This window comes from Pseudomonas sp. C9D1, assembly GCF_056491235.1.
The window spans coordinates 66,030-82,824 of the sequence record NZ_JBSZIE010000001.1; the positions used below are offsets into that span (position 1 = coordinate 66,030).

The 16,795-nt window shown below is 67.6% G+C and carries 12 protein-coding genes and 1 pseudogene; 5 read left to right on the top strand and 8 right to left on the bottom strand.

The window, feature by feature from the left end; translation table 11 throughout:
* Nucleotides 1-4 precede the first annotated feature (4 nt).
* Nucleotides 5-3,133, top strand: coding sequence for an efflux RND transporter permease subunit (locus ACXI0U_RS00325; protein ID WP_479549570.1), 3,129 nt, complete (start codon nt 5-7; stop codon nt 3,131-3,133).
* 99 nt (nt 3,134-3,232) lie between these two features.
* A complete protein-coding gene (locus ACXI0U_RS00330) occupies nt 3,233-4,423 on the top strand; it encodes a multidrug effflux MFS transporter (protein WP_431483346.1) in 1,191 nt (396 codons plus the stop codon).
* On the opposite strand, the gene ACXI0U_RS00335 is transcribed toward ACXI0U_RS00330, so the two are convergent.
* From ACXI0U_RS00335 to ACXI0U_RS00345, 3 genes are all read right to left on the bottom strand, one after another.
* The gene (locus tag ACXI0U_RS00335; protein ID WP_021217162.1) at nt 4,420-4,599 is read right to left on the bottom strand and encodes a hypothetical protein; all 180 of its coding nucleotides are present in this window, start codon (nt 4,597-4,599) and stop codon (nt 4,420-4,422) included. The genes ACXI0U_RS00330 and ACXI0U_RS00335 overlap by 4 nt on opposite strands.
* Before the next feature lie 884 nt (nt 4,600-5,483).
* Nucleotides 5,484-6,497 carry a zinc-binding alcohol dehydrogenase family protein gene (locus tag ACXI0U_RS00340; protein WP_479549571.1) on the bottom strand — a complete coding sequence of 338 codons (1,014 nt, stop codon included), beginning with the start codon at nt 6,495-6,497 and terminating at the stop codon, nt 5,484-5,486.
* A gap of 15 nt (nt 6,498-6,512) precedes the next feature.
* Nucleotides 6,513-6,806 carry a putative quinol monooxygenase gene (locus ACXI0U_RS00345; protein ID WP_184492271.1) on the bottom strand — a complete coding sequence of 98 codons (294 nt, stop codon included), beginning with the start codon at nt 6,804-6,806 and terminating at the stop codon, nt 6,513-6,515.
* 96 nt (nt 6,807-6,902) lie between these two features.
* On the opposite strand from ACXI0U_RS00345, the gene ACXI0U_RS00350 reads away from it, so the two are divergent.
* From ACXI0U_RS00350 to ACXI0U_RS00360, 3 genes are all read left to right on the top strand, one after another.
* The gene (locus ACXI0U_RS00350) at nt 6,903-7,838 is read left to right on the top strand and encodes a LysR family transcriptional regulator (RefSeq protein ID WP_374979778.1); all 936 of its coding nucleotides are present in this window, start codon (nt 6,903-6,905) and stop codon (nt 7,836-7,838) included.
* Nucleotides 7,839-7,973: 135 nt separating this feature from the next.
* Complete coding sequence (locus ACXI0U_RS00355) at nt 7,974-10,535, top strand: PAS domain S-box protein (protein ID WP_479549572.1); 2,562 nt, start codon at nt 7,974-7,976, stop codon at nt 10,533-10,535.
* Between the two features lie 135 nt (nt 10,536-10,670).
* A complete protein-coding gene (locus tag ACXI0U_RS00360) occupies nt 10,671-11,324 on the top strand; it encodes a 7-cyano-7-deazaguanine/7-aminomethyl-7-deazaguanine transporter (protein ID WP_431483349.1) in 654 nt (217 codons plus the stop codon).
* A 332-nt stretch (nt 11,325-11,656) separates the two neighbouring features.
* Here ACXI0U_RS00360 and ACXI0U_RS00365 read toward each other — a convergent pair whose 3' ends face one another.
* The 5 genes and pseudogenes from ACXI0U_RS00365 to ACXI0U_RS00385 all read right to left on the bottom strand — a co-directional run bounded on the left by ACXI0U_RS00365 (nt 11,657) and on the right by ACXI0U_RS00385 (nt 16,785).
* Entirely contained in the window at nt 11,657-12,607 is a 951-nt protein-coding gene (locus ACXI0U_RS00365) for an adenosine deaminase (protein ID WP_431483350.1), read from the bottom strand.
* A gap of 134 nt (nt 12,608-12,741) precedes the next feature.
* A complete protein-coding gene (locus ACXI0U_RS00370) occupies nt 12,742-13,704 on the bottom strand; it encodes a 2-oxoglutarate and iron-dependent oxygenase domain-containing protein (RefSeq protein ID WP_431483351.1) in 963 nt (320 codons plus the stop codon).
* Nucleotides 13,705-13,765: 61 nt separating this feature from the next.
* A pseudogene (locus ACXI0U_RS00375) lies at nt 13,766-14,846 on the bottom strand (BMP family ABC transporter substrate-binding protein).
* A gap of 187 nt (nt 14,847-15,033) precedes the next feature.
* Nucleotides 15,034-15,717 carry an SDR family oxidoreductase gene (locus ACXI0U_RS00380; RefSeq protein WP_431483352.1) on the bottom strand — a complete coding sequence of 228 codons (684 nt, stop codon included), beginning with the start codon at nt 15,715-15,717 and terminating at the stop codon, nt 15,034-15,036.
* A 141-nt stretch (nt 15,718-15,858) separates the two neighbouring features.
* Nucleotides 15,859-16,785, bottom strand: a complete 927-nt coding sequence (locus tag ACXI0U_RS00385) for an ABC transporter permease (protein ID WP_043247085.1) — start codon at nt 16,783-16,785, stop codon at nt 15,859-15,861.
* Between the last annotated feature and the right edge of the window lie 10 nt (nt 16,786-16,795).

Below are 16,795 nucleotides of genomic sequence, written 5' to 3' on the forward strand. Positions count from 1 at the left end.
CGCCGTGATCTCACGCTTCTTCATCGACCGCCCGGTGTTCGCCGCGGTCATCTCCATCGTCATCATCCTCGGCGGCCTCGCGGCCATGCGCGCGCTGCCCATCGCCCAGTACCCGGAGATCCTGCCGCCGCAGGTCTCGGTCACCGCCAGCTACCCGGGCGCCAGCTCCCAGGTCATCGCCGAAACCGTGGCGGCGCCGCTGGAGCAGGAGATCAACGGCGTGCAGGGCATGATCTACCAGCTGTCCAACTCCGACAGCAACGGCGCCATGAGCCTGACCGTGTACTTCCAGGTGGGCACCGACCCGGACCAGGCCACCATCGACGTCAACAACAAGGTCCAGGCCGCCCTGGCCAAACTGCCCGAGGAGGTGCGCCGGCAAGGGGTGAAGGTGGAGAAGAAATCCTCCGACATCCTCCAGGTGGTCACGCTGTTCTCCCCGGATGACTCCCGCGACCCGATCTACATCAGCAACTACGCGCTGATCAACGTGATCGACGAGCTCAAGCGCATCCCCGGCGTCGGTGACGCCAGCCAGTTCGGCTCCAAGGACTATTCCATGCGCATCTGGCTGCGGCCGGACAAGCTGGCGCAGTACGACCTGACCCCCAGCGATGTGGTCAAGGCCATCCAGGAACAGAACTCCCAGTTCGCCGCCGGCAGCTTCGGCAAGCAGCCCCTGAACCAGCCCCAGGACTTCACCTACACCGTCACCACCAAGGGCCGTTTCACCGAGCCCAAGGAGTTCGAGAGCGTCATCCTGCGCACCGACTCCACCGGCGCCAGCCTGCTGCTCAAGGACGTGGCGCGGGTCGAGCTGGGCGCCCAGGACTACTCGCTGATGACCTCGCTGAACGGCCAGCAGAACGCCGCCTTCGGCATCTACCTGCAACCCGGCGCCAACGCCCTGGATACCGCCGAGGCGGTGGAGAACACCATGAAGCGCCTGGAGAAGCGCTTCCCCGAGGGCATCGCCTACAAGATCCCCTACGACACCACCAAGTTCGTCAAGGTCTCCATCGAGGAGGTTATCCACACCTTCGTCGAGGCCCTGGTGCTGGTGATGCTGGTGGTCTTCATCTTCCTGCAGAACTGGCGTGCCACGCTGATTCCGGTGCTGGCCATCCCGGTGTCGCTGATCGGCACCTTCGCCGGCATGTACATGCTCGGGTTCTCGATCAACCTGCTGACCCTGTTCGGCATGGTGCTGGCCATCGGCATCGTCGTCGACGACGCCATCGTGGTGCTGGAGAACGTCGAGCGGGTGATGCGCACCGAGAAGCTCGGCCCGCGCGAGGCCTCGATCAAGGCCATGGAGGAAGTCACCGGTCCCATCGTCGCCATCGTCCTGGTGCTGTGCGCGGTGTTCATCCCGGTGGGTTTCCTCGGCGGCCTGGCGGGGCAGATGTACAAGCAGTTCGCGATCACCATCGCGGTGTCGGTGGTGATCTCCGGCATCGTCGCGCTGACCCTGTCGCCGGCGCTCTGCGCCCTGCTGCTCAAGCCCACCCACGAGGAGCCGGCGGCGCCGTTCCGCTGGTTCAACCGCTTCTTCGACCGCGCCACCGACGGCTACACCGCCGGCGTGCGCTTCTTCCTCAAGCGCAGCGTCATCGGCCTGCTGCTGTTCGGCGGGATGATCGCGCTGATGGTGGTGCTGTTCGGCCGGGTGCCCGGCTCGCTGGTGCCGGATGAAGACCAGGGTTACGTGATCAACGCCTACTTCCTGCCGCCGGCCGCCTCCCTGACCCGCACCGAGGAGGTCACCAGCGCGGTGACCCAGCAGTTGATGAAGCACCCGGCGGTGCAGGACGTGGTCACCTTCGCCGGCTTCGACGTGCTCACCTTCGGCACCCGCAGCAACGCCGGGGTGTCCTTCGTGCCGCTGAAGGACTGGAAGGAGCGCACCACCGACGAACTGGACGCGCGCAACCTGCCGCGGGCCTTCATGGCCATGGGTGCCGGGCAGAAGGATGGCGTGGTGATGACCTTCAACCCGCCGCCGATCACCGGCATGAGCACCACCGGCGGCTTCGAGGCCTACATCCAGGACCGCTCCGGCGGCAGCGTCGCGCAGCTGGAAGAGACGGTCACCAAGTTCATCGGTGCCATCTCCAAGCGCCCGGAACTGGTGGGGGTGAACACCACCTTCAACGCCAACGTGCCGCAGTACTACGTCGACCTCGACCGCACCAAGGCCCGCGCCCTGGGGGTGGCGGTGAACGATGTGTTCACCGCCATGCAGTCCACCTTCGGCAGCTACTACGTCAACGACTTCACCCTCTATGGGCGCACCTGGCAGGTCAGCCTGCAGGCGGAGTCCGAGTTCCGTCGCAAGCCCGAGGACCTCAGCCAGGTCTATGTGCGTTCGGCTTCCGGCGACCTGGTGCCGCTGTCGTCCCTGGTGCGGGTGCAGCGCATCCTCGGGCCGGACTCCTACGCGCGCTTCAACGTCTACCCGGCGGCCAAGATCCTCGGCGGTCCGGCGCCGGGCTACAGCTCCGGCCAGGCCCTGGCGGCCATGCAGGAGGTGGCGGACGAGGTGCTGGGCGAGGACTACAGCATCGGCTGGATCGGCTCGGCCTACCAGGAACTGGCCACCCAAGGCTCGGGCAGCAAGGCCTTCATCTTCGGCCTGGTGCTGGTGTTCCTCATCCTCGCCGCCCAGTACGAGCGCTGGACCCTGCCCATCGCCGTGGTCACCGCGGTGCCCTTCGCGGTGTTCGGCGCCATCCTCGCGGTGTGGATGCGCGGGCTGTCCAACGACGTGTACTTCCAGGTGGGGCTGGTGACGCTGATCGGCCTGGCGGCGAAGAACGCCATCCTCATCATCGAGTTCGCCGTGCTCTGCCGCGAGGAGGGCAAGGGCATCTTCGAGTCCTCGCTGGAGGCGGCCAAGCTGCGCTTCCGCCCCATCGTCATGACCTCGCTGGCCTTCATCCTCGGCTGCGTGCCCCTGGCCATCAGCACCGGTGCGGGCTCGGCGAGCCGACATTCGATCGGTACCGGGGTGATTGGCGGTATGCTTGCCGCCACGTTGCTGGCAACCTTCCTCATCCCGATGTTCTATCTGCTGGTGGAATCCGCCGCCGACAAGCTGGGGCGCAAGAAGAAGGCGCCGGCGGCCGAGTGACGCGCCCGCCTCGCTGAACATCGAACCGCGCGATCGCTCCACGGTCTTTTGCAGTCCACGGCGCCGCCCTCGGGGCGGCGCCCTGTTTTCAGGTGAACCATGAATTTCCGCATCCTGCTGATCCTCGGGTCGCTCAGTGCCTTCGGCCCCATGGCCATCGATTTCTACCTGCCGAGCTTCCCGGCGCTGGCCCAGGCCTTCTCCACCGACGTGGAGCACGTGCAGCTGAGCCTGGCGTCCTATTTCATCGGCCTGGCCATCGGACAGCTGCTCTACGGCCCCATCGCCGACCGCTTCGGCCGGCGCCTGCCGCTGCTGGTGGGGGTAAGCCTGTTCACCCTGGCCTCGGTGGCCTGCGCCCTGGCGCCGAGCCTGGAATGGCTGATCGGCGCGCGTTTCGTCCAGGCCCTGGGTGGTTGCGCGGGGATGGTGGTGTCACGGGCGGTGGTGCGCGATCTCTGCGACCCCATCACCTCGGCCAAGGTGTTCTCGCAACTGATGCTGGTGATGGGCCTGGCGCCGATCCTCGCGCCCCTGGGCGGCGGCCTGCTGCTGGACCTGTTCGGCTGGCCGTCGATCTTCTTCGGGCTGACCCTGTTCAGCGCCCTGGTGCTGACCGGCGTCTACCTCTGGCTGCCGGAAACCCTCACCAGCGGCGACGAGCGCCCGCCGTTGCGCGGTGCCCTGGGCCAGTACAAGCGCCTGCTGGGGGATGGGGTGTTCATCGGCTACGCCATGACCGGCGGCCTGTCCATGGCGGGCATGTTCGCCTACATCGCCGGCTCGCCCTTCGTCTTCATCGAGCTCTACGGCGTGCCGGCGGAGCACTACGGCTGGCTGTTCGGCGGCAACGCCCTGGGCTTCATCCTGGTGGCCCAGGTCAACGCCTGGCTGATGCGCTTCGGTGGGCCGGCCTACTGGATGCGGCGGGTGGTGTGGTTCTACCTGGCGTGCGCGCTGGCGCTGCTGGCGGTGGCCCACGTGCATACCGAGGCGCTGTGGCCATTGCTGGTGCCGCTGTTCGGCTGCATCGCCAGCCTCGGCATCATCATCCCCAACGCCTCGGCCAGCGCCATGGCCGGCCAGGGCCGCCATGCCGGCAGCGCCTCGGCGCTGATGGGTAGCCTGCAGTTCAGCGTGGCGGCGGGTGCCGCCGCGCTGGTGGGGGTGTTGCACGATGGATCGGCGATGCCGATGGCGATGGTGATCTGCCTGTGCGGCGTCGGTGCCGTGTGTGCGTCGCTGGTCACCTGGCGGCTGACCCGGGGCCAGCCGTCGGTGCTCGGCTAGCCCGCAGCCCGCTGTTTCAGCTCGGGCAGCACGTGCGGCGCCTTGAGCCGCGCCTCCAGCGTGGCGACGAAGCGTTGCGCCTCGGCCTCGCTGCGGAAGCTCACCGCGTGCTGGTCCATGCAGACCTGCCAACTGTTGCCCTGGGTGGTACGGAGTGGTCGGACTATGACGTTCATGGTGCCCTCTCCCTGAGAAAGTGAGCCCCCAGTGTAGACCCGGGTAGATGACAGAAAATGACCCGGATCAAATTGCCGACTGGTGGTGGACGACCGTTCGGCGGAGGGCGCTGGGCCCACGATATGCACCCCGCCAGCATCGACGTATTCGTAGGATGGGTCGGGCGGCGCTCCGCGAGCCCAGCGAAACCCATCGATGCAGAGCTTCATGCATAACGAAATGCCATTCCCGGCCCCGCTTGGTGGAGGTAAAAAGCGACCTCCACCCACGCATCTGGCATTTGCAGGGTGGCTTGCCGCTTCTGTAGGGGCGACTTCAGTCGCCAAGCGGCGCGCAGCGCCGCCGGTGGGAGCGAATTCATTGGCTCTGTCGGCGTTAGCTGTTGTGGTTTTAATGCAGGCGCTCAAGCACGGTACTTTCCGGGCGCTTGAGGGTTTGTGCCATCTCCACCGCATGGGTTTCGCTTCGCTCTACACCATCCTACGAAAGCCTGTGCGCACCACGTGGTGATGCGCTGGACGAAGAAAGTTGGAGCAGCCGCCAACGCCCCTCCAGGAGGCCGAACGCAGTCGTTGCGCCGGGGGACGAGCGGCATGGATGCCGCGAGAGGCGCGCCAGGCCATGGATGGCCCATCGCGCCGGCCCCCAGAGCGGCGATGGAGTGAGGGAACCCGACGCAGTCGGGCCGGATGATGGGGCAAGCCCTTTTGGTTCCTTTTCTGGCGACTGAGAAAAGGGACTCGCCCGGGTGGGCGAAACCAGAAGCACCAACAAAACTCGGCAATCAGCTGGGTCCAAATCTTCTAGCAACACTTAACGCAGACATAGCCATTTCATTCGCGATGGGGCGCCCAGGTGGACACCCCATCGGCAGGCGACGCTCTCAGAACCCCTCGAGCACGATCTTGCCCTTGGCCTTGCCGCTTTCCAGCAGCGCGTGGGCGCGCTTGAGGTTGGCGGCGTCGATGCGGCCGAAGTGTTCGCCGAAGGTGGTCTTCAGCACGCCGGCGTCGATCAGCTCGCTGACGCGGTTGAGCAGCCTGTGCTGTTCGATCATGTCGGCGGTCTCGAACATCGAGCGGGTGTACATGAACTCCCAGTGCAGCGAGATGCTCTTGCGCTTGAGCTTGAGCACGTCGAGGCCGGCCGGGTCGTCGATCAGCGCCAGCTTGCCCTGGGGCGCCAGGGCTTCAACCAGCTGTTCCAGGTGCTGGTCGGTCTGGGTCAGGCTGGCGACGTGGGTGACGCTGTCGAGGCCGATGCGCTTGAGCTCGGCGGCCAGGGGCTGGCTGTGGTCGATCACGTGGTGGGCGCCCAGCTCGCGGACCCAGGCTTGGGTTTCCGGGCGCGAGGCGGTGCCGATCACGGTCAGGCCGGTGAGCTGGCGGGCCAGCTGCACGAGGATGGAGCCGACGCCGCCGGCGGCGCCGACGATGAGCAGGCTCTGGCCCTGGTCGGCGTTGCCTTCGACGATGCCCAGGCGGTCGAACAGCAGCTCCCAGGCGGTGATGGCGGTCAGCGGCAGGGCGGCGGACTTGGCGAAGTCCAGGCTCCGGGGGCGCTTGCCGACGATGCGCTCGTCAACGAGGTGCAGCTCGGCGTTGCCGCCCGGGCGGGTCAGGGCGCCGGCGTAGAACACCTCGTCACCCGGCTGGAACAGGGTCACGTCGCTGCCCACGGCCTTGACCACGCCGGCCACGTCCCAGCCCAGCACCTTGGCCTGGCCGTTCTCCGGCTGCACGTTGCGGCGGATCTTGGTGTCCACCGGGTTCACCGAAATGGCGCGGACCTCCACCAGCAGGTCACGGGCGCCCGGGGTGGGGGCGAGCAGTTCGACGTCCTGCAGCGCATCGGCGTGGTCGATGGGCAGGGACTGGTAATAGGCAACGGCTTTCATCGTGGGCTCCTGGGTTCAGGCGAGGCGATCGAGAAGGGTGAGGGTGACGCCCTTGAGGCGGCTGCCATGGGCATCGCCGAAATGGCGGTAGTGGGCGGTGGCCTTGTGGGCCTCCAGGGCGGCGTCGTCGCGCCAGGTTTCCAGCATGACGAAGCGCAGCGCGTCGGCGCGGTCGCGGTGCAGGTCGTACTGCAGGCAGCCGGGTTCGCTGCGGCTGGCGGCCACCAGCTCGCGCAGGGCGGTTTCCACCGCCTCGGCCTGGCCGGGGAGGGCATCGATATGGGCGATCAGGTGGAGCGAGGGGGTCATGGCGGCGTCTCCGGGGTCGATGGCGCATAGGTTGAGCCATTTCGCGGCGAAGAAAAATCAGCTAGAAGACGACAGTCTTTCAAAGGATTTTTGAAAATGCTGCGCCTCGACGACCTCACCCTCTTCGTCCGTACCGCCGACCGTGGCAGCCTTTCCGCCGCCGCCCGCGAGCTGGAGATCTCCCCGGCCGTGGCCAGTGCCGCCCTCAAGCGCCTGGAGCAGCGCCTCGACGCCCGCCTGTTCGCCCGCTCCACCCGCAGCCTGCGCCTGACCGCCGAGGGCGAGCAGTACCTGGTGCACGCTCGCGCCGCATTGCAGAGCCTGGACGAGGGCCGCCAGCAGCTGGCCGGCGGCAAGAGCGACATCGGCGGGCTGCTGCAGCTCTCGGCGCCCTCGGATTTCGGCCGCAACGTGCTGCTGCCCTGGCTGGACGAATTCCAGGCCGAGCACCCGCGCCTCAGCGTGCGCCTGTTCCTCAGCGACCAGGTGGCCGACCTGTTCCGTCAGCCGGTGGACATCGCCATCCGCTCCGGCGAGCCGGAGGATTCCAGCCTGGTGGCGCTGCCCCTGGCACCGGGCAATCGCCGCGTGCTCTGTGGTGCGCCGGATTACTTCGCCCGCCATGGCCGGCCGCGCACGCCGGAGGAACTGCACCGGCACAACTGCCTGCTGTACCTGCTCGGTGGCCGCGTGCATGACCAGTGGACCTTCCACGAGGGGCGCCGCAGCCAGGTGGTCACCGTGGCCGGCGACCGGGTCTGCGATGACGCCGACGTGGTGCGGCGCTGGGCGGTGGCGGGGCAGGGGCTGGTGTACAAATCCTGGCTGGACGTGGCCGCCGACGTGCGTGCCGGGCGACTGCAGCTGGCCCTGGAGGATTACCTCGGCGAGCCCACGCCGCTGAACCTGATCTGCCCGCACCGCGCCCAGTTGAGCAAGCCGGTGAACCTGCTGCGCGAGTTCCTCCGCCAGCGCTGCGGCGAGCTGCTCCTCGGCGCACCCTGGCAGGGGGTGGCCCAGACGCCGCGCTGAGCGTCACAGCCCGCTGTTGTGCGGGGCGCGCCATTCGCTATTGTGATGGAGCGTCCCCGACGAATCGCAGACTGCCCGGAGATGAGCCGTGCTCACCAGCTGTCCAGCCCCATCCGCCTTCCGATGCGCCCGGCCGTGAGTACGGCCCCGGTCGTTCCCGGGCGCTTCGGCGCGACCCTGCTGCTGGTGTTCCTCGGCTACCTGCTGCTGGCCCTGGGCGCCGTGTGGCTGGCGCGCCAGCCGGGCACCATCGCCACCCTCTGGTACGCCAACGCCTTCGGCATCACCTTCCTCTGGGCCCAGCCGCTGCGGCGCTGGCCGGCGCTGCTGGGGGCGATGCTGGTGGCCAACATGATCGCCGGGCGGTTGATGGGCGACACCCTGGCCATGTCCGCCAGCTTCCTGCCGGCCAACATGCTGGAGATGGCGCTCGCCGCCACCCTGCTGCGACGCACCGGCGTGGCGCTGAACATGAGCCGCAGCCCTTCGGCCTTCCTCCGCTTCATTCTCCTGGGGGCGCTGCTGCCGCCGCTGGTCAGTTCCACCTTCGGGGCGCTGATCGTGCAGAGCATCGGCTATGCCGGCTTTGGCCGGGTTTGGCTGTCCTGGTACGAGGGCGCGGTGCTGGGCACCTTGTCGATCCTGCCGCTGACGGTGCAGTTGCAGCAGCACGGCCTGCAGTCCCTGCGCTCGCCGAAGCGCCCTCACGAACTGTTCTTCTACGTGCCGCTGGTGCTGCTGGTGACCCTGGTGGCCCTGCGCCTGCTGCCTTCGCCCTTCGTCTACCTGTCGTTGCCGCTGCTGCTGGCGGCGGTGCGGCTGCCCTTCGCCGGCACGGCGCTGCTGGTGACCCTGACCTCCTTCAGCGGCGGCCTGATGGTCGCCATGGGCGGGCTGGAGCTGCCGCCGGTAACGCCGTTGTGGCAGGAAATCACGCTCTACCTGCCGCTGCTGCTGTCGTTGCTGCCACCGTTGCTGCTGGCCGCCGCCGTGGAGCAGGGCCGGCGACGCCAGCGCGAACTGGCCGCCAGCGAAGCGCGCTTTCGCGACGCCATGGAGCACTCGGCCATCGGCATGGCCCTGGTAGGGCTGGATGGTCGCTTGCAGCGGGTCAACCGTGCCCTGTGCGAGATGCTCGGCTACTTGCCGGACGAGCTGAGCACGCAGAGCTTCCAGAGCATCACGCATGCCGATGACCTCTCCGGCGACCTGGAACTGGTGCAGGACGCACTCGCCGGCCGTCGCGACAACTATCGGTTGGAGAAGCGCTACCTGCGCCGCGACGGCTCCGCAGTCTGGGCGCTGCTGGCGGTGTCGCTGGTGCGCGATGCGGAAGGGCGGCCGCTGTACTTCATCGCGCAGATCGAAGACATCGACCGGCGCAAGCGCGCCGAGGCCGAACTGGCCGAGCTGGCCCAGCGCTATTCCCTGGCCACCGGCGCCAGCGGCGTAGGTGTCTGGGACTGGGATCTGATCAGCGACGACATGATCTGGGACGACAGCCTGTTCCGCCTCTACGGCATGCGTCCGCTGGGGCGGCCGGTGAGTTACGAGGAGTGGGCGCGCTTCGTCCACCCCGGCGATATCGACGCCATGCAACGTGAGCTGCAGCGTGTGCGCGAAGGCCTGGCGCAGCTGGACGTGGAGTTCCGCGTCACCCTGCCCAATGGCGATGTCCGCGCCTTGCGTGGCCACGGCAGCCTGGCCCTGGACGCCGAGGGCAAGCCCACCCGGATGATCGGCACCAACTGGGACGTGACCCAGTTGCGCGAACTCACCGAACGCCTGAACGACGAGCGCGAGCGCCTGCAGGTGACGCTCAACTCCATCGGCGACGGGGTGATCACCACCGACCTGGACGGCCGTGTGCGCTTCCTCAACCCGGTGGCCGAACGTCTCAGCGGCTGGAGCACCGCCGCGGCCCGTGGCCAGGCCATCGAGCGCGTGCTGCCCCTGGAAAGCGAAGAGGGGCGGCCGGTGGCCAGCCCGGTGCGGCCCTGCCTGGAACTGGGCACGGTGGAAAGCATTCCCGGGCACTCGTCCCTGCGCCATGGCGCCGGTGGCCTCATCGCCCTGCGTGGCCAGGCGGCCCCGGTGCGCAGTGCCGAAGGCGAGCTGCTCGGCAGCGTGCTGGTGTTCACCGATGTCAGCGAGGCGCGGGCCATGCAGAAGCACCTGCGCTACGCCGCCACCCACGATGCCTTGACCGGGCTGCTCAACCGCCCGGCCTTCGAGGACGCCCTGGCGGAGAGCTGCCGCGAGGTGGAGCAGAACGCCGGGCACAGCGTGCTGTTCTTCATCGACCTGGACCACTTCAAGCAGGTCAACGACAACGCCGGCCACGCCGCCGGAGACGAACTGCTGCGGCGCATCTCGCGATTGATGCAGGACCTGGTGCGCAGCGGCGACCTGCTGGCGCGCCTGGGCGGCGACGAGTTCTCGATGATCCTGCGCAGCTGCCCCCTGGTCCAGGCGGAGATGCTCGCCGCGCGGTTGATCGAGCACATCCAGGCGCTGCGCTTCGAGTGGGAAGGGCAGGTCTTCCAGGTCGGCGCCAGCGTCGGCCTGGCCACTCTGCGGGCCGGCAACAGCGAGCCGGCTGAGCTACTGCGCCAGGCCGATATCGCCTGCTACCAGGCCAAGAACGGCGGGCGCGGCCGCCTGGCGGTGTACGCCGAGGCGCTGGCGCACGGCTGAGGCCGGGCCGCCGACGAAAGCACCGGCTCGACGTCTTTTTTTGACGCGCGGGTCAAGTTAGAATGCGCGCCGTCGTGGCCATGGGGCTGCGACATGGGTTCCCTAACCCCATCGGCAAAAAGGACGTGAACCACCATGCCCGCAGCTCTCCCCAAGGTCTGGCGCCCCGCGCTGACCGGCCTCATCGCGTTCCACATCCTGATCATCATCGCCAGCAACTACCTGGTGCAGTTGCCCATGACCCTGTTCGGCTGGCAGACCACCTGGGGCGCGTTCAGCTTCCCGTTCATCTTCCTCGCCACCGACCTGACCGTGCGCCTGCTCGGCAAGCAGGCGGCGCGCCAGGTGATCGCCCGGGTCATGCTCCCGGCGCTGGCGGCTTCCTACGTGGTCTCGGTGCTGTTCCAGGACGCGGCGTTCCAGGGCTTCGGCGCCCTGGGCGAGTTCAACCTGTTCGTCGCACGCATCTCGCTCGCGAGTTTCCTCGCCTACGTGCTGGGGCAGGTTCTCGACATCCAGGTCTTCGATCGCCTGCGCAGGATGCGCCAGTGGTGGATCGCCCCGGTGGTGTCCACCATCGCCGGCAACCTGCTGGACACCTTTACCTTCTTCTCGGTGGCCTTCTGGCACAGCGACAACCCCTTCATGGCCGAACACTGGGTGGAGATCGCCACGGTGGACTACGGCGTCAAGCTCACCGTCAGCCTGGTGCTGTTCGTGCCGCTCTACGGCGTGCTGCTCAACGGCATCCTGCGGGCCATCACCCCGCGTAGGGAACGCGCCGCCTGACCCCCGGGCATCAAGGCCTCGACGCCCCGTAGCCCCGTAGGATGGGTAGAGCGAAGCGAAACCCATCGATAGCCGGTACAGGCATGGCTTTGGTGTTGGGCAGACAGCATGGGTTTCGCCATGCTCTACCCATCCTACGAGCCGCTCAACGGCATCTTCCGCGCCATCACTCCGCGTAGGGAACCCGCCGCCTGACCCCCGGGCATCAAGGCCTCGACGCCCCGTAGCCCCGTAGGATGGGTAGAGCGAAGCGAAATCCATCGATGCCCGGTCCATACAGGCAAGGCTTCGGTGTCCACCCGCAAAAAGGGCCGCTTAGCGGCCCTTTTCCTTTACTTCACCAGCCGTGCATCCAGGCTGTTCTGCGCCAGGCGCTGGGCCTGGTCCTGGCTCATGCCCAGGTGTTCGTGCAGGGCGTAGAAGTTTTCGGTGACGTAGCCGCCGAAGTAGGCCGGGTCATCGGAGTTCACCGTCACCTTCACACCGCGCTCGAGCATGTCGAGGATGTTGTGCTGGCTCATGTGGTCGAACACGCAGAGCTTGGTGTTGGACAGCGGGCAGATGGTGAGGGGGATCTGCTCGTCGATGATGCGTTGCATCAGGCGCTCGTCCTCGATGGCGCGCACGCCGTGGTCGATGCGCTCGATCTTCAGCAGGTCGAGGGCCTCCCAGATGTATTCCGGCGGGCCTTCCTCGCCGGCATGGGCGACGGTGAGGAAGCCTTCGCCACGGGCACGGTCGAACACGCGCTGGAACTTGCTCGGCGGGTGACCCATCTCGGAGCTGTCCAGGCCCACGGCGACGAAGGCGTCGCGGAAGGGCAGCGCCTGGTCGAGGGTTTTCTGCGCCTCGTCTTCGGAGAGGTGGCGGAGGAAGCTGAGGATCAGCCCGCTGCTGATGCCGAGCTGCTTGCGGCCGTCGTCCAGGGCATGGCGGATGCCATTGAGCGCCACTTCGAAGGGGATGCCGCGATCGGTGTGGGTCTGCGGGTCGAAGAAGGGTTCCGTGTGGATGACGTTCTGCGCCTTGCAGCGTTGCAGGTAGGCCCAGGTCAGGTCGTAGAAGTCCTGCTCGGTGCGCAGTACATCGGCGCCGGCGTAGTAGAGGTCGAGGAATTCCTGCAGGTTGCCGAAGTCGTAGGCGCGGCGCAGGGTTTCGACGTCATGCCAGGGCAGGGTGACCTTGTTGCGTTCGGCCAGGGCGAACAGCAACTCGGGCTCGAGCGAACCTTCCAGGTGCAGGTGCAGTTCGGCTTTGGGCAAGGCATTGAGCCAGTCGTACATGGTGGTTTCTCGTTATCAGGCAAGGTCGCCTGCAAGTTTAACTTCCCGGACAGGATTTCGCCGAACAGCCGCCCGAACGGTGTTGCCCCAGGAGCCACCTGGCGGCCCCTGGCGAACGGCACTCGCCCACGCGCTCAGGCGGTTTCTTCGCGGCGGTAGGCGTAGGTGTCGGCGAAGCGCGAAAGCAGGTACTCGGCGCTGGTCACCGCCGGGTACTTCGGCGGGTTGTCGGCGCTGGAGCAGTTGGGCAGGCAGCTGATTTCCGTATCCGGGTGCGGTTCGGCGAAGAAGGGCATGGAGTAGCGGTGCACACCCAGGGGGCTGATGACCCGGTGCGGGGTGGACTTGTACCGGTCGTTGCTCCAGCGCGCCATCATGTCGCCGATGTTGACCACGAAGCTGCCGGCGATCGGCGGCGCGTCGATCCACTGGCCGCGCACGTCCTGCACCTGCAGGCCGCCGGCGTCGTCCTGGTAGAGCAGGGTGACGCAGCCGTAGTCGGTGTGCGCGCCGGCGCCCTGTTGCTCGGCGGAGCTGGCGGTATGGCGCGGCGGGTAGTGGATCATGCGGAACACGCTGATGGGCTCGGCGAAGCGCTGGTCGAAGAAGTCGCGGTCGATGCCCAGGGCCTGGGCGATGGCCCGCAGCAGGGTCTGCGCCAGGGCCTGCATGTCGGCGTAGTGCTGCTCCATCAGCGGCGCCCAGCCGGCCTGTTCGGGGTGGCGGTTGGGGCCGCGCAGGGGCTTGCCGGCCAGCACCTCGGGGTGGTTCGCGTCCATGTGGAAACCCATGTCGAAGGTCTCCTTCAGGTCGCTCGGCTTGCTCGGGTCGAGCTGCTCGGTGGCGATGGCGCCGTAGCCGCGATGGTGCGCCGTGCGGGTGATGTCGATCTTCAGCTTCTCCGCCTCGGGCTGGGCGAAGAAGGTCTTGGCCGCGCGGGTCAACGCCTCGATGCGCTGGGGCGCGATGCCGTGCCCGGTGATGTAGAAGAAGCCCCAGTCGCGGCAGGCGGCGTCGATCTGCGCCGCGACCTGCTGCCAGGCCTGGTGGTCATCACCGTAGAGCGCGGCGATGTCGATGATGGGGAGCTGGTTCATCGGTGATCCTTGGATCCTGTGGGAGAACACCCTCTCCCCGGTGGGGGGAGAGGGGCTGCGCTTACTTCGGCAGTTCCGCCTTGATGCCTTCGACGTAGTAGTTCATGCCGGCCAGGTCGGCGTTGGTGGCGGTCACGCCGTCGGCCAGCTTGATGGCGCCGCTCTGGTCCTTGATCGGGCCGGTGAAGGGGTGGAACTCGCCGCTCTTGATGCTGGCGATGATCTTCTCCGCCTCGGCCTTCACGTCGGCCGGCACCAGGTCGCTGATGGGCAGCTGGATGGTGTCCTCGGCCAGGCCGCCCCAGTAGTCCTGGGATTTCCAGGTGCCGGCCATCACGCCTTCGGCGGCCTGGATGTAGTGCGGCCCCCAGTTGTTGACGATGGAGGTGAGCACGGCCTTCGGGCCGAAGTGGGCCATGTCCGAGGCGTAGCCCACGGAGTACACGCCACGGCGCTCGGCGGCCTGGATCGGCGCCGGGCTGTCGGTGTGCTGGAAGACCACGTCCACGCCCTGGTCGATCAGCGCGTTGGCGGCGTCGGCTTCCTTGCCCGGGTCGAACCAGGAGTTGACCCAGACCACCTTGATCTCGGCCTGCGGGTCGTACTTGTTCAGGGCCAGCTGGATGGCGTTGATGTCGCGGATCACTTCCGGGATGGGGGAAGGAGGCGATGTAACCGATCTTGTGGCTCTTGGTCATCTTCGCCGCCAGGTAGCCGCCGACGTAGCGGCCCTCGTAGGAGCGCGACAGGTAGGTGCCGAGGTTCTTGTCCTGCTTGTAGCCGGTGGCGTGCTCGAAGGTGACCTTGGGGAACTGCTTGGCCACCTTGGCGGTGGGGTTCATGTAGCCGAAGGAGGTGGTGAAGATCAGGTCGTAGCCGCCCTTGGCCATGTTGCGGATGACCCGCTCGGCATCGGCGCCCTCGGCGACGTTCTCGACGAAGCTGGTCTCGACCTTGTCGCCCAGCTTGGCCACCAGCGCCTTGCGGCCTTCCTCGTGCTGGTAGGTCCAGCCGTGGTCGCCGATGGGGCCGACATAGACGAAGCCGACCTTCAGCGGGTCGGCGGCGGAAGCGCCGAGGGTGGCACTGAAACCGATGGCGGCGACGAGCGTGCGCAGCAGGTTCTTCTTGGAATCGAACATGGGGGATGGGGCTCCTGGTCTGTTGTTCTTTGCTGTGCCCTGTGGGCTGACCAGGCGATTGCAAAAAATTGACCAACTGGACAAGCCGCGCGCAAAGCCGCGTGCCAGGCCCCTCGCTGCAGGCGTTGCGCACCATCCGCGAGCGCGGATGGTGCACGGCGAGCGCTGCCCGCCGCCTGCTGGTGCGTCACCAGGGAATGGTCTGGCCCTGGTAGTCGATGTAGTGATGGCCACCGCGACCGGCGAAGGCTTCGATCTGCTGCACCAGGCCCTGGACGCTGGTGGCGACGTCGATCTCGGCTGACTCGCCGCCCATGTCGGTCTTCACCCAGCCCGGGTGCAGGCTCAGTACCGTGGGCGACGCGTCGCCCCATTCGGCCACCAGGCTGCGGGTCAGGGTGTTCAGCGCGGCCTTGCTGGCGCGGTACAGCGCCAGGCCGCCGGCGTCGTTGCCGGCCACGCTGCCCAGTATCGAACTCATGAAGGCCAGGGTGCCGCCGGGCAGCAGGTTGTCGCGCAGGCGCTGGGCCAGGCGGATGGGCGCCACGGCATTGGTGAGGAACAGCTGGGCGATCTCGGCCTCGGTGGCCTGCACCGCGGATTGGTGCGCCGGGCCGTAGACCCCGGCGTTGACCAGGATGAGGTCGAAGGCGCGGCCGTCCAGCTCACCGGCCAGGGTCTCCAGGCCGGCGACGCTGTCCAGGTCCAGGGTTTTCACCTCGATGCCCTCCAGCGCGGCCAGGTCGCCGGCGCCCTGCGGGTTGCGCACCGTGGCGGTGACCTGCCAGCCGGCGGCCTGCAGTTGCTTGACCAGGCCCAGGCCGATGCCCCGGGAGGCGCCGATGATCAATGCGGTTTGTGTGCTGCTCATGTGCGGTCCTCTGCATGTGAAGACCGGCAAGAGTAGCCGTTTATTGAGTGCGTGTGCCTGGGCTTCCCGGACTGAAGTCCGGGCTACGCTTCGCACGGCCCAACCCTGTAGCCCGGGCTTCAGCCCGGGAGTGATGTCAGGTCAGTGCCCACCCTTCCACGGCTGGCCCAGGGACACGGGGGCGAACAGGCGGGTGCGCACGGCATCGCGGGAGAGCAGCACCAGCACCAGAATGGTCGCCACGTAGGGCAGCATCGCCAGCAGGTTGGCCGGGATGGCCAGGCCGACGCCCTGGGCCACCAGGTGGAGGATGCTGGCCAGGCCGAAGAGGTAGGCGCCCAGCAGCACGCGGAACACCCGCCAGCTGGCGAACACCACCAGGGCGAGGGCGATCCAGCCGCGCCCGGCGGTCATGTTCTCCGCCCACATCGGCGTGTACGCCAGGGACAGGTAGGCCCCCGCCATGCCCGCCATGGCCCCGCCGAAGAGCACCGCCAGGGTGCGCACGCGCAGCACCGGCAGGCCCATGGCGCTGGCCGCATCGGGGTTCTCGCCCACGGCCTGGAGCACCAGGCCGATGCGGCTCTTGAGCAGCGCCCAGGCGATGAGCGCGAACAGTGCGAAGGACAGGTAGACCATCAGGTCCTGGCTGAACAGCATCTTGCCCAGCAGCGGAATGCCACTGAGCAGCGGGATGGCCACCGGCTCGAAACCGGACAGCGGCTTGCCCACCCAGGCGGCGCCGACAAAGGACGACAGGCCGATGCCGAAGATGGTCAGCGCCAGGCCCGTGGCCACCTGGTTGGCGTTGCAGCCCAGGGCCACCAGGGCGAACAGGGCGGACAGCAGCATGCCGGCGGCCATCGCCAGCAGCACGCCAATCCACAGGTTGCCGGTGCTGATGGCGGCGATGAAGCCCACCACCGCACCGAACAGCATCATCCCTTCCTGGCCGAGGTTGAGCACGCCGCTCTTCTCGCACACCAGCTCGCCCAGGGCGACCAGCAGCAGCGGCGTGCCGCAGCGCACCATGGCGTAGAGGATGTTGGTCAGCAGATCTAGATCCATGGGGAAACCT

What these genes read in the sequence shown, in the direction of transcription:
- ACXI0U_RS00330 (WP_431483346.1), top strand. Translation starts at nt 3,233, where the DNA reads ATGAATTTCCGCATCCTGCTGATCCTCGGGTCGCTCAGTGCCTTCGGC.
- ACXI0U_RS00335 (WP_021217162.1), bottom strand. Translation starts at nt 4,599, where the DNA reads ATGAACGTCATAGTCCGACCACTCCGTACCACCCAGGGCAACAGTTGG.
- ACXI0U_RS00340 (WP_479549571.1), bottom strand. Translation starts at nt 6,497, where the DNA reads ATGAAAGCCGTTGCCTATTACCAGTCCCTGCCCATCGACCACGCCGAT.
- ACXI0U_RS00345 (WP_184492271.1), bottom strand. Translation starts at nt 6,806, where the DNA reads ATGACCCCCTCGCTCCACCTGATCGCCCATATCGATGCCCTCCCCGGC.
- ACXI0U_RS00350 (WP_374979778.1), top strand. Translation starts at nt 6,903, where the DNA reads ATGCTGCGCCTCGACGACCTCACCCTCTTCGTCCGTACCGCCGACCGT.
- ACXI0U_RS00360 (WP_431483349.1), top strand. Translation starts at nt 10,671, where the DNA reads ATGCCCGCAGCTCTCCCCAAGGTCTGGCGCCCCGCGCTGACCGGCCTC.
- ACXI0U_RS00365 (WP_431483350.1), bottom strand. Translation starts at nt 12,607, where the DNA reads ATGTACGACTGGCTCAATGCCTTGCCCAAAGCCGAACTGCACCTGCAC.
- ACXI0U_RS00370 (WP_431483351.1), bottom strand. Translation starts at nt 13,704, where the DNA reads ATGAACCAGCTCCCCATCATCGACATCGCCGCGCTCTACGGTGATGAC.
- ACXI0U_RS00380 (WP_431483352.1), bottom strand. Translation starts at nt 15,717, where the DNA reads ATGAGCAGCACACAAACCGCATTGATCATCGGCGCCTCCCGGGGCATC.
- ACXI0U_RS00385 (WP_043247085.1), bottom strand. Translation starts at nt 16,785, where the DNA reads ATGGATCTAGATCTGCTGACCAACATCCTCTACGCCATGGTGCGCTGC.